The following is a 405-nucleotide window of genomic DNA, read 5'->3' as shown; positions in this document are numbered from 1 at the left end:
GTCTGCTGCATCCCAATCGCCTCCTTGTGGAAGTGTTACGTCTGTTGCATCAAACTCACATGGGTTGTTCCAGTCTGTACCATTTGGGCCTGGTGTTCCATCGCCATCTGGGTCTATCTCATCGCCATTTGTTACCCCATCTCCATCGCAATCTGCATCTGCAAATATTGGGTTATTTAAATCTTCGTCGCCTAATGTTCCATCATCTGTACATGGATCATTTGGATCTGGATCGGTTCCATTTGGTGTTCCATCTCCATCACAGTCTGCTGCATCCCAATCGCCTCCTTGTGGAAGTGTTACGTCTGTTGCATCAAACTCACATGGGTTGTTCCAGTCTGTACCATTTGGGCCTGGTGTTCCATCGCCATCTGGGTCTATCTCATCGCCATTTGTTACCCCATC

The 405-nt window shown here is 48.1% G+C and carries 1 pseudogene; it reads right to left on the bottom strand.

What is annotated here, in order from left to right:
• Positions 1-405, bottom strand: a pseudogene (locus ACVC2P_RS12020) (hypothetical protein); the annotation flags it as partial.

Source organism: Pontimicrobium sp. MEBiC01747, from assembly GCF_053601635.1.
This window is presented reverse-complemented; position numbering and strand designations above follow the sequence as displayed.